Raw genomic sequence first — 11,757 nt, 5'->3', positions numbered from 1 at the left:
CCCGCCTCGCCCAAGACGTGGAAAAGGCGCTTACAGAGAGCTACGGCGAGGTCGAAGTGGAGATCACAAACGCCGAAGAGCTAAATTTAAGCGAGAAATTTATACATTACAGCGAGCATATGGCGTGCTTTGACTGTAAAATTTCATTCACGCCGCTTGAACCGCTTAGTTTTAGCTTCAACTCGCCAAAGGGCGCGTGCGAGAGCTGCGACGGGCTAGGCATCAGATATAGCCTCGATCTTAGCAAAGTCATCGACGAGGAAAAGAGCATCGAAAATGGCGCGATAAAGCTGCTGTATGGCTACAATATGAGCTACTATTATAAATTCGTGCTGGCTTTTTGCGAGCAAAACGGCATCGACGTGAGCAAGCCTTATTATGAGCTAAGCGAAGATGAAAAGCGGCTCGTGCTTTACGGCAATGTAAAGGAGGTCGAGTTTTTCTGGAAGCGGCACAAGATCACGCGAGCCTTCGAGGGCGCGGTCAAAATTTCGCACAATCTGCTAAAAGACTACAAAGACTTTGACGAGTATATGAGCGAGAAAATTTGCTCGGCGTGTGGCGGACATCGTTTGAAGCCTCAGTCGCTCGCCGTCAAAGTCGCGGGGCGCGGGATCGGTGAAATTTTGGATATGAGTATCGAGGAGAGCACGGCATTTTTCTCAAACGGGGCGAATTTCGAGTATTTCAGCGAGCAGGACAAGATGATCGCCGCGCCTATCCTGAAAGAAATAAACGAGCGGCTTTATTTTCTTTTTGACGTGGGGCTTGGTTATCTCTCTCTCGGACGCGACGCACGCACTATTAGCGGTGGCGAGGCGCAACGTATCAGGATCGCAAGCCAGATCGGCAGCGGGCTAAGCGGCGTGATGTATGTGCTCGATGAGCCAAGTATCGGGCTGCACGAGCGCGACACTTTAAAGCTCATCAAGACGCTACGAAACTTGCAAAGCAAGGGCAACTCCGTGATCGTCGTGGAGCACGATAAAGAGACGATAAAGGAAGCGGACTTCGTCGTGGATATCGGCGAGGGAGCGGGTAAATTTGGAGGCAGCGTCATATTTGCAGGCGGCGTAAAGGAGCTGCTAGCGTCTGACACCACGACAGCGCAGTATCTAAACGGCACAAAAACGATCAACTACCGTCAAAACCGCAAGCAAGAAAAGTGGCTGGAAATCTCAAACGTAAATATCAATAATATCAAAAATTTATCCGCGCGCTTTCCGCTGCGAAATTTGGTAGGGATCACAGGTGTAAGTGGCTCCGGTAAAAGCTCCTTGGTACTGCAAACCCTGCTACCAGAAGCGCAGGAGCAGCTAAACCGCGCAAAGAAAGTAAAAAAGGTCGCGGGAGTAAATTTAGGCGGACTTGAAAATCTAGACAAAGTGATCTACCTTGATCAAAGTCCGATCGGACGCACACCGCGCAGTAATCCAGCAACCTATACGGGCGTGATGGACGAGATCCGCGGACTGTTTGCGCAGACAAAAGAAGCTAAGCTAAGAGGCTACAAGATCGGTAGATTTAGCTTCAATGTCAAGGGCGGACGCTGCGAAAAGTGCCAAGGCGAGGGCGAGATCACGATCGAGATGCACTTTTTGCCCGATGTAAATGTCGTGTGCGACGCATGTGGTGGCACTCGCTATAACGCGCAGACGCTGGAAATTTTATACAAAGGCAAATCGATCGCAGATGTGCTAAATATGAGCATCGACGAGGCTTTGGAGTTTTTTAAAGCCGTGCCTAAAATTTATCAAAAGCTAAAAACGCTACAAGACGTGGGGCTAGGCTACATCACGCTGGGGCAAAATGCGACCACGCTAAGCGGCGGCGAGGCGCAGCGCGTCAAGCTCGCAAAGGAGCTAAGCCGCACGGACACGGGAAATACGCTATATATCCTTGATGAGCCTACCACGGGGCTGCATTTTGCCGATGTCGATCGCCTCGTGCGCGTGCTACATCACCTTGTCGAGCTTGGTAACTCGGTCTTTGTCATCGAGCACAATATGGACGTCATCAAAAACTGCGACTACATCGTCGATATGGGTCCGGAAGGTGGCGCAAAGGGCGGTAAAATAATCGCTACAGGTAGCGTCAAAGACGTGGCTAAAAATTTCAAAAAGACGGGGAGTTATACGGGAGAATTTTTGGCTGGGGAATTGGCGGAGATGGGTAAAAAGGGTAAAAAAATAAATTTGTATTGATTTAAAAGAGCTGGCTTACTTGTATAGTTGGCTACTCTTTTTAAAATTTAGGCTTTGCTCTAAATAAAGTATTATTTTGGCCTTCAAGAGTAGGAGAACGCGACTAGTATTTGAGTAAAATCCTACAAAACGACGTTATCATTGCCGATTTTTACATTATAGAGCCAAAATCTATTTTTGATATCTCTGAATTTTCTCAAAGACATGATAACTATACATAGTTTATTCGATGTGTCTTGTTGATTTAAGCTTCTTATCCTAGCATTAAAGAAGTATCTCTCTAACCTAAATTTTAACTCAAATTTGCCATAATCATGCCAAAGGAAAAACGATGAAAACACTCACGATAATCGACACTTTTGGCTTCTTTTTCAGGCTTTACTACGCCATGCCAAACCTCAAAAACCGCGACGGCAAGCCAAGTGGGATGATAAGCGGATTTGCAAATTTTATCTTAAATTTAAAAAACGAATTCCCAAGCGATTACATCATTTTCGCGCTTGAAGGCAAGGGAGAGACGCTGCGCCACAAGATCGCAGGCGACTACAAAGCAAACCGCTCCGAAGCCCCCGCCGCGCTAAAAGAGCAGCTGCCCGTTTGCATCGAGATGATCGAGAAAATGGGGCTTTGCGCTATCTCGCGCGAGGGCTACGAAGCCGACGACATCATCGCTACAGCAGTGAGGCTCGCCAAGTCGCAGGATGTGTTCGTGCGCGTCGTAACGCATGACAAAGACCTCTATCAGCTCATCGAGGACGGCAAGGTCAGCATTTATAGCCCGCTTAGCAAGATCGAACATGACACGGCAAGCTGCGTGGAAAAATACGGTGTGCGCCCCGAGCAGATTCGCGATTTTCTGGCGATCGCTGGAGATAGCTCGGACAATATCCCCGGCGTCAAAGGCATCGGCGCAGTCGGGGCGAAAAAGCTGCTCGCCGAGTTTGGCAGCTTGGAGGCGATTTACGAAAATTTAGCCCTCGTTAGAAACGAGCGCACGCGCGAGATGCTCGCCGCCGGGCGTGAGAGCGCGTTTTTGAGCAAGCGGCTAACTACGCTTTTTGATGATGCGCCTGATATGGTGGATTTTGCGGACGCACCATTTCCGCAGCAAAACCCTCTTTTAAAAGTCGCTGATATGCTGCGCGAATTTGATCTTAGCCGCGTGCTAAAATCGCTCCAAAATAGCGGTGAAAACGCCGAATTTAAGCTTGGCTTTAATGCAAATTTACTGACCGACGAAAGCGCGATCGAAAGCCTGCTAGCAAACATCACCGAGGAGACCATCATCGCCTTTGACACCGAGACTACGGACATCGACACGCAGAGTGCAAAGCTCGTGGGATTTAGCTTTTGTTTTAACGACGAGAACGCCTACTACGTGCCAGTCGCTCACAGCTATCTTGGTGCGCCAAAGCAGGTGGGCACGGACTTTGCCGCGTGGGCGGTGGGGCAGATTTACAAAGGCTGTGTCGTCGGGCAAAATTTAAAGTATGATTTTAAGGTCGTGAAGCGAAATTTAGGGCTCGAACCGCCCGTAAAATTTAAAGATACGATGGTGCTGGCATGGCTTGCCGACCCGTCGCAGGCTGTGGGTATGGACGCGCTGGCAAAGCGGCTATACAACTACGATACGATCAAATTTGAAGACGTGGTGAGGCGGGGCGAGACCTTTGCCTCCGTGCCACTAGAAAACGCCGCCAAATACGCTGCCGAAGACGCGTGGATAACGCTGAAATTTTACAAAAGCTTTTTAAATTTGCTTGACCCCGCGCTCATCGAACTTGCAAACGCACACGAGTTTCCTTTTATCCTCACGCTTTTTGATATGGAAAGCGTTGGCATCGCGATAAACAAGAAAAAAATGCAAAATTTGATCCTGCAAAACGACGCAAAAATCAAAATTTTAACGAGCGAAATTTATGAGCTTACGGGCGAAAATTTTAATATAAATTCGGTCAAACAGCTTGGTGCGGTGCTGTTTGAGCATTTGAAACTTCCAGTGAAAAAAAAGACCAAAACGGGCTACAGCACCGATGAGGCGGTGCTCGCTGAGCTAATAGACGCACACCTCGTGATAGCAAAGCTGCTCGAATACCGCGAGCTTTACAAATTGCAAAGCACATACTGCGAACCGCTGTTAAATTTAGCAAATAAAGATGAAAATAGCAGGATATATACGAATTTTGTCCAGACTGGAACGAGTACGGGCAGGCTCGCGAGCAAAAATCCAAATTTGCAAAATATCCCCGCTCGCGGCTCGCTAGCAAAAGACGTGCGCGAGACCTTTGAGGCGAAGGAGGGATATAGCTTTGTCGGGCTTGATTACAGTCAGATCGAGCTTAGATTGCTCGCGCATTTTAGCCGCGACGAGGCGCTTTTAAAGGCGTTTGAAAACGACGAAGACATCCACGCGCGCACGGCGATAAGCATATTTGGTAGCGCAGATGGGCAAAACCGCGCCGTAGCAAAGAGCATAAATTTTGGTCTGATTTACGGCATGGGTTCGAGCAAGCTAGCAGGGCAGGTAAATATCTCGCGCGCCGAGGCGAAGGAGTATATAGAGCGCTATTTTAAGGCATTTCCTACGATAAAGGGCTTTTTGGAGGGCATCAAAACGGCGGCGAAAAATGAGGGCTTCGTGCGGACTTTGCTTGGTAGGAAGCGATTTTTTGACTTCACAAACGCAACGCCAATGCAGACTGCGATGTATGAGCGCGAGGCGGTAAATACGATATTTCAAGGCTCGGCGGCCGACATCATAAAGCTAGCGATGGTAAAGATCCGCCCGCTTTGCAGCGTGAGGGCAAAAATGCTGCTGCAAATCCACGACGAGCTGATTTTTGAAGTCGCAGACGAGCATGCGGCGGAGTTTGGCGAGGCGGCACAAAAGATAATGCAAGAAATTTATAAGCTAAACGTGCCGTTAAAAACGTCGCTAAATGTAGCGAAAAACTGGGGCGAGTTGAAATAAATTCGGGGTGCTGAGTGATTTGCGCAACCGAGTTGTGCTCACTCTGCAAATCGATACGAGCAGCGTTGATTTTGCTTGGTTAACCGCCCATCATCCGTGTATACTTACAAGAAAATAAAGCATATTTAAAGGTTACGAGTCTTATCCGTGCAAAAATCAGCTACCGGAAGCATCAATACTCTACCAAAATAAATCGATATTTGATCGAAACGGAGCCGATAAATTTTATCCATTTTTCTTATCGACGAAAAGTCCACTCTTGATGTTCGTATCGACCATAATTTCGAGATTCTTGACGTCCGTATCCGCAAAGCCGTCTAAACCCAGCGCCAGACCCGCGTTATTTACCAGCACTTCGACATCACGAAAATTTTCGGGTAAATTTTTAACGGCGTCAAAGATCGCATCCTTATCGCGAACATCGGCTGCGACGATGTGCGTATCGCCAAGCTCTAGGGCTAGCTTTTCTAAGCGCTCCCTCCTGCGCCCTAAAGCTACGATCTTATAGCCTTGCGCGCTTAGCTCGCGCGCTATCTCCTCGCCAAACCCGCTCGTAGCGCCGGTTACGAATGCCGTATTTTTCATCGTCTCTCCTTTGTTTGGAATTTTGATCTCGCTTTAAATTGCCCGCCATGTCATCAAAGCGGCGTTTTTCGGTCGAATTATACCTTAATTTCGCTTGAATAAATTTTCGCGGCTCAAACCCAACCTAAAAGCAAGCGAGATAAATTCCGCCGCTTCATGCGTTTATACGGCGCTTATGAAAGCCTCGGACGCGGCGAAATTTTGCGGTTTGAATTTTATGGTTTCGCCGCGCCGCTTTGATGACGGCGCAGTTTGTGAAGAATTCGCACCGCAAAGCGCAAAATTCTGCCTCTAAATAGAAAATATGAAAGATAGCACGAACAAAACCGCTAACCCGAACAGCATGTTCGGACGCTGGAATTTATTCGCCGCTTTAAGCTCGGAGCCGGGGATTACCGGGATAACGGTCGCAAGCGCCGCGACCGGTCCGCCCGTTAAGTAATACTGCATCATAGCGCTGCCTCCCGCAGCCATCACGGCTAGCGACAAAGGACTTGCAGTGCCCAACGAAAGTGCGGCTTGCAAAAACGGAATGGTTATGGCTACCGACGCGGCGTTGCTTTGCGTGACGAAACCCGCCAGAGCCGAGACTATGAGCATGCTTTGCAGCGGCGCGTGAGTAAGCATCGGAGTAAAAACCTCGCTTATCAAATTTGCAAGACCGATCTGTTTTATGACGCCGCTCATAAACAAAAAGCCGATGGTGGCGACCAAAGGAGTGGCGATTTTGCCTACGCCTTCTAACATATCGTTTTCGCCGTTTTTAAAATTTAAAACCGAAAGAAGTATGGTAAATATCGCGCTTGCCGTGCCTACTATGAATACGGGATATCCCGCGACAAAGCCCGCGAACAGCATCAAAAAAGGCAAAAACGCTTTCCAAGCTGGAATTTTGTCGTTGCTAGCTTCGAATTCTTTGGCGATTTTTTCTAAATCTTCCTTAGAAATCGAAATTCCCTCCTTTTTCTGATGCCTTTTTAATCTCACGAACGCGCACGCGAAAACGCAAAGCGAGACCAAAGCGCCAATAACATTTATTAGCCCGAAACCGATATTGCTGACCGCGATAACGGCTACTTGCGTCGGATGCGTAAATCCGCCGTAATTCCCTAAAATTCCGGCATGCCCGTGGATGCCGGCGGATCTATTGGGATCTACTCCTAATTTTATGGATGCACTCCCCGTGATAACGGCGGTGATAGCAGGCTGTGTAAAACCCGTAAGCATTCCGATGACGCCCGCTGCTATACCTCCTGCCGTAGCAACGCCTGCGCCGCCGCCCAGTTTATTGCCTAGCCTTACTATATTTTTTATTATGACGTCCATAAAGCCGCTAGATTGCATGACGCCTATAAACATCAAAATTCCCGTCATATCGGCTATAACGGGGTTTAGACCTCCGTTTATCAACGAGGCTAAAGAGACCGCGCCCTTCGCCGCCGTGATAGGTATACCCGCTACTAGCGTACTTATGGCAGATCCGACTATGGCCGTGGTGTAAAGTGGTGTTTTACCACTTATCATCAATAAAAGCGTTAAAATCATAACGCATTGCGCTGCGATCAACATTTGCGCTCCTTTCTTTTATGAAGTTTCTTTAAAATTCAAAACGTATTATACAACTTTTTTGAAAAATTATATATAATATTAGATATATTAAATGGAAAATTTTTTTAAAAAATAGTATAATTTCATAATTTTTAAAAAGAAAGGAAAGCAAAATGTCAAAACCAAAAATTTCTATTGGTGCGCTAGGCGGAACCATATGTATGAGCGCAAACGGCGGTAAAGACGGTGTAAAGCCCAGTTTCAGCGCAGCCGAACTCATCGCGGCGGTGCCGATTTTAAAAGACATGGCGCAGATAAAAGCCGAAACGATACTGGCTTTGCCAAGTGGCAGTTTAAAAATAGTCGATCTGGTTAGGGTCTATAAATGGGCTAAAGAGCAGGTAAAGAGCGGAGCTCGCGGCGTGATAATCACTCAAGGGACGGACAGCTTGGAAGAAAGCGCTTTTTTCTTAAATTTGATATGGGATGAAGCAGCGCCGCTAATCATAACGGGTGCGATGAGAAATGCCGATAACATCAGCGCCGACGGTGCGGGAAACATATATGCTTCCGTCATCGCGGCGCTTGAGCTAGAAAGCAAAAATAGAGGGGTTTTGGTAGTGCTAAACGACACGATACATTCGGCAAAATGGGCGCACAAAAGCAACACTCTTTCATTGCAGACTTTTGTATCCGTAAACGCAGGAATTCAAGGCGTCATAGCCGAGGGGAAGGCAAAATATATATCAGCCACGGTAGATAGAAAGGTATATCCTTTGCCGCTTAAAGAATTTCCTAAAATAGCTATCGTGGAAAGCTATTTGGACAATGGCGGCGAGATGATAAAAATGATCGTGAATTCGGAATTTAAAGGTTTGGTAATAAACGGATTTGGCGCCGGGCACGTATCTTTTGACATGGCGGATGAAATTTGCAAATTAAAAATTCCAATCGTCGTATCGTCTAGGACGGGTAGTGGAATTTGCGCTGTTAAAACATACGGATATAAAGGCTCCGAAATCGACTTACAAAAAAGCGGCTGCATAATGTCCGGCTGGCTATCTGCCATTAAAGCGAGATTGCTGCTTATGATTTTGATCGCGAATGAAACGCCGTTTAAAAGGATAAAAGAGGAATTTGAAAATTTCTGAATTTAACGCTTGGGCTGTTTTTATATTATTTTTTGTATAATGCTTTCAAAAATTTGGAGTTAGATAGATGGTATATGGTAGCCGCCCTATGACTACGGCGGAATTTATAGTTCACAGCCTAAGTCAAGATATATTGAAAGGCAAAATAAAATCGGGCGAGAGGCTTAGACAAAATGAAATTTCAAAACGACTCGGTGTTAGCTCGACCCCCGTAAGAGAGGCGCTGAAAGTTTTGACCGCCGAAGGTCTGATAAGTTTCGATCCATATAAAGGTGCCATCGTAAAGGGGCTTTGCTACGAAGATGCAAAAGAAATTTACGATTTGAGAATTTTATTGGAGCCCAAGCTTATAGCTGACGGATTTAAAAATTACGACGAAAAATATCTGCAAAAGGCTACTGAAATTCAACAAAGTATAGAGGCGTGCGAGGATGTGAACGAATGGGCGATACTAAACGCCCAGTTTCATCGATGCTTTTGGCAAAGCGAGATGGACGGTAGGACGTTTGCGATAGTAGAAAATTTAATAAGCGCGGCGATCCCGTACGTTTCGCTGTCGCTGCTATACAAAAACTCGCATATCCAATCGTCTAACGAAGAACACAGGGCGATCCTAAAAGCTTATGAGGATAAAAATTTAGAAGAGCTCATAAAACTAAGCGTAGAACATACCGATCAGACTAAAAATATATTAGAGGAAGCAATAAACAACAGCCTTTGAAATTTACGGGCGCAAATTTAGCTTACGCCCGCTATGAATCATAAACTAATAGCGTTTAATAAAAATGAAAACATGATGACCGTAGCTACGCCACACAAAATAGACGGGCGCTGAAAGCGGTTAGCCGTTTTTAGATCTGAGCCTTCGCAAACCGGAATCAGAGTCGGCAAATTTGCGACGGGACCGCCCGTTAAGAAGTGTTGAGTCAATGCGCTACCACTAGCTGCTGCTACGCAAGCGGCTAGAGGGTTCGCCCCAGCGGCGATGACTACAGTTAGCATCGGTATAGTAAGCGCTCCCGAAGCGGAATACGACTGTGTGATCGTGCCTGCAAAAATAGAGACCAAAAGCATCACTAAAATCGGAGATACACTAAGCATAGGTTCGAGTAGCTCGCCTATGGTATTGATAAGTCCGATATGTTTGATCGCGCCTGACATATAGAGAAAACCGATAGTTGCAACTAGTGGGATCGCCATGCGCTGCAAACCCTCGATCATCATGGCTTCGCCTTGAGCAAGATTTATTTTGGCAAGTAACATCACAAGCACGCCGCACACGACACCGACGATGAAAACCGGTAGCCCCACGATAAAACCTAAGATCAACACGATAAATGGCAAAAATGCGATAAATGCACTGACTTGCTTTGATTCAGACGATCGTTCGAGCTCTTTTACCATCTCGTTTGTTTGCTCTTTAGAAAGCAGTAAATTTCGCTTTTTCATATAAAAATACATACGGGTGAATGAGACGAATATAATCGTCAATGCACAAATAGCACCGACTACATTTATCAAGCCAAAGCCGATACCTACCGTAGCGATCAAAGCCACTTGAGTAGGATGAGTAAAACCGCCAAAATTTCCAAGTCCGCCAGCGTGTCCTAAAGTGCCTGCGGTTTGATTTGGATCTGCACCCATTTTAATAGCCGCAGGACCTGCGATCGCGCCGGTAACGATAGGCGGCGAATACCCGGTAAGCATCCCCATTATGCCAGCAGCGATGCTGCCTGCAGCACAAACGCCTGGAGCTCCACCCATTCTCATCCCCAGCCTAATGACAGACTGAACGATGATCGCTAAAAATCCAGAGCCTTCTAAAATTCCAAGAAACAACAATACGCCTGTCATGTCGGCGATGACAGGATTTAGCCCGGATTTTACTAAGCTAGCGATGGAAAATTCCTCTTTTCCTGAAAATGGAAAGCCCGCAACTAGGGCAACGATAGTTGATCCGATGATCGCCGTGATATATAACGGCGTTTTGCCGCTTATCATTAAAACCAGCACGACGATCATCAATAATTGCGCAATGATGTGAGTATCCATAATACACTCCTTAAATTTAAAAACTTAAAGCTAACGCAACATATCTCTTAACTTATCTACGCCTTTATGCGTAAGGCGGTTAAAATTTTCATCAAGCGGCAAAGGTTGAGATGAAAATTTAGCTATAACTAGGTCGGAATTTGGCTCTACGAATAAATTTTGCCCAAATACTCCAAGCCCGAATATCATCGGATTTTTGCCGTGCTCGACATACCATTTCGAGCGGTAATGTATAGGTTTTTTATCGTAGAGCTCATAAAAATTGCCGCTATTCCAAGCTCGCTCATCGCCATTATTCAAAATATCATCTATCCAGCTTTCAGGTATGATCTGCTTCGCACCTACTTTCCCTTTGGTAGCAAACAACCTACCGATGCGAGCCAAATCGCGGGTAGTTGGCGTTAAAGCCACCCGCACAACGTGGCGTACCAATACGATCTACCGTTATAAAGGCGTTTTGTTCCGCTCCCATAGGTTGCCATAAGTATTTGCTGGCTAAATCGGCATATCGCTCGCCGCTTAAACGCTCTATCGCCCAACCCAGTAAATCGGTATTTGGCGAAACGTAATGAAAACGCTTATCGTGTTCGCCGTCTTTAGCACTCAATGTCGGGAAAAATTCACGTAAATTCATCACGGGATCATCTTTTAAAAAAGGATCCCAGCCTTGAGCCTTACGGTAAGCTATGATCGCCCCATGAGTAGCATGATAGTTTTCGTCAAATTCCACGCCCACTCTCATATCAAGTAGATCTCGTAGCGTCGCACCTTCAAACGCCGAACCTTTAATTTCGGGGATAATGGTGCTTATTTCTCGATCTAAATTTAGCCCTAGCTTTTCTACGAGTATGCCATATATGAGACCTAAAACTGACTTTGAAACAGACATGAAAATATGGGGTCTATTTTGGTGCATCTCACCAAAATATCTTTCAAATACAATTTCTCCTTTGCGTAAAATCACGATACCATCAGTATATGTCTGCTCAAGCCACTTGTTTATATCAAGCGTTTCGCTACCGCTTTGCAGGCTAAATTCTTTTAGCTCCAACACATCCGTTTTGGCAAGAGGAGCGATATTGTTTGGATCGTTGAATATGGTAGCGGAAGGCAGATCTCATTTACATGGCTATATGCCCAGCGGTTAAACGGCGGTTTACGCCAATTGCTTAAATCCACCTGGGTATCAGCAGCAGGTGGAAAACCTTGCATCAGTTGAATCATGATATTCTCCTTTTTAAGAAAA

The 11,757-nt window shown here is 46.2% G+C and carries 10 protein-coding genes; 4 read left to right on the top strand and 6 right to left on the bottom strand.

Annotation, left to right across the window (positions count from 1 at the left end):
• Both uvrA and polA read left to right on the top strand, forming a co-directional pair.
• A partial coding sequence (gene uvrA, locus HMPREF1139_RS05390; RefSeq protein WP_034966169.1) for an excinuclease ABC subunit UvrA occupies positions 1-2,204 on the top strand: 2,204 nt, incomplete at its 5' end.
• 331 nt (positions 2,205-2,535) lie between these two features.
• The gene (gene polA, locus HMPREF1139_RS05380; protein ID WP_009650370.1) at positions 2,536-5,175 is read left to right on the top strand and encodes a DNA polymerase I; all 2,640 of its coding nucleotides are present in this window, start codon (positions 2,536-2,538) and stop codon (positions 5,173-5,175) included.
• Between the two features lie 225 nt (positions 5,176-5,400).
• Here polA and HMPREF1139_RS05375 read toward each other — a convergent pair whose 3' ends face one another.
• Together HMPREF1139_RS05375 and HMPREF1139_RS05365 are read right to left on the bottom strand one after the other, a co-directional pair.
• Entirely contained in the window at positions 5,401-5,760 is a 360-nt protein-coding gene (locus HMPREF1139_RS05375) for an SDR family NAD(P)-dependent oxidoreductase (RefSeq protein ID WP_009650378.1), read from the bottom strand.
• 291 nt (positions 5,761-6,051) lie between these two features.
• The gene (locus tag HMPREF1139_RS05365) at positions 6,052-7,329 is read right to left on the bottom strand and encodes an SLC13 family permease (RefSeq protein ID WP_009650376.1); all 1,278 of its coding nucleotides are present in this window, start codon (positions 7,327-7,329) and stop codon (positions 6,052-6,054) included.
• A 152-nt stretch (positions 7,330-7,481) separates the two neighbouring features.
• Here HMPREF1139_RS05365 and HMPREF1139_RS05360 point away from each other — a divergent pair, with 152 nt between their 5' ends.
• A complete protein-coding gene (locus tag HMPREF1139_RS05360; protein ID WP_009650375.1) occupies positions 7,482-8,459 on the top strand; it encodes an asparaginase in 978 nt (325 codons plus the stop codon).
• Positions 8,460-8,526: 67 nt separating this feature from the next.
• A complete protein-coding gene (locus HMPREF1139_RS05355; protein WP_009650372.1) occupies positions 8,527-9,180 on the top strand; it encodes a GntR family transcriptional regulator in 654 nt (217 codons plus the stop codon).
• 38 nt (positions 9,181-9,218) lie between these two features.
• On the opposite strand, the gene HMPREF1139_RS05350 is transcribed toward HMPREF1139_RS05355, so the two are convergent.
• The 4 genes from HMPREF1139_RS05350 to HMPREF1139_RS11870 form a co-directional block, all read right to left on the bottom strand.
• On the bottom strand, positions 9,219-10,511 hold the full coding sequence (locus tag HMPREF1139_RS05350; RefSeq protein WP_009650374.1) for a citrate transporter: 1,293 nt from the start codon (positions 10,509-10,511) through the stop codon (positions 9,219-9,221).
• 30 nt (positions 10,512-10,541) lie between these two features.
• Complete coding sequence (locus tag HMPREF1139_RS11725; RefSeq protein ID WP_211436878.1) at positions 10,542-10,922, bottom strand: hypothetical protein; 381 nt, start codon at positions 10,920-10,922, stop codon at positions 10,542-10,544.
• Entirely contained in the window at positions 10,879-11,565 is a 687-nt protein-coding gene (locus HMPREF1139_RS11720) for a serine hydrolase domain-containing protein (RefSeq protein ID WP_197736219.1), read from the bottom strand. Before HMPREF1139_RS11720 ends, HMPREF1139_RS11725 begins: the two co-directional genes overlap by 44 nt.
• Positions 11,553-11,757, bottom strand: a 205-nt coding sequence (locus tag HMPREF1139_RS11870; protein WP_232209604.1) for a hypothetical protein, incomplete at its 5' end; no start/stop codon positions are given. The genes HMPREF1139_RS11870 and HMPREF1139_RS11720, both read right to left, overlap by 13 nt.

The organism is Campylobacter sp. FOBRC14, from assembly GCF_000287855.1.
Lineage (GTDB): Bacteria > Campylobacterota > Campylobacteria > Campylobacterales > Campylobacteraceae > Campylobacter_A > Campylobacter_A curvus.
The sequence above is the reverse complement of the archived record's forward strand: the minus strand, read 5'-3'. Positions and strand labels throughout refer to the sequence as shown.

Bases quoted from the DNA above. Each gene is read 5' to 3' on its own strand.
- HMPREF1139_RS05355 (WP_009650372.1), top strand. From the start codon at position 8,527: ATGGTATATGGTAGCCGCCCTATGACTACGGCGGAATTTATAGTTCAC.
- polA (WP_009650370.1), top strand. From the start codon at position 2,536: ATGAAAACACTCACGATAATCGACACTTTTGGCTTCTTTTTCAGGCTT.
- HMPREF1139_RS05360 (WP_009650375.1), top strand. From the start codon at position 7,482: ATGTCAAAACCAAAAATTTCTATTGGTGCGCTAGGCGGAACCATATGT.
- HMPREF1139_RS05365 (WP_009650376.1), bottom strand. From the start codon at position 7,329: ATGTTGATCGCAGCGCAATGCGTTATGATTTTAACGCTTTTATTGATG.
- HMPREF1139_RS05350 (WP_009650374.1), bottom strand. From the start codon at position 10,511: ATGGATACTCACATCATTGCGCAATTATTGATGATCGTCGTGCTGGTT.
- HMPREF1139_RS05375 (WP_009650378.1), bottom strand. From the start codon at position 5,760: ATGAAAAATACGGCATTCGTAACCGGCGCTACGAGCGGGTTTGGCGAG.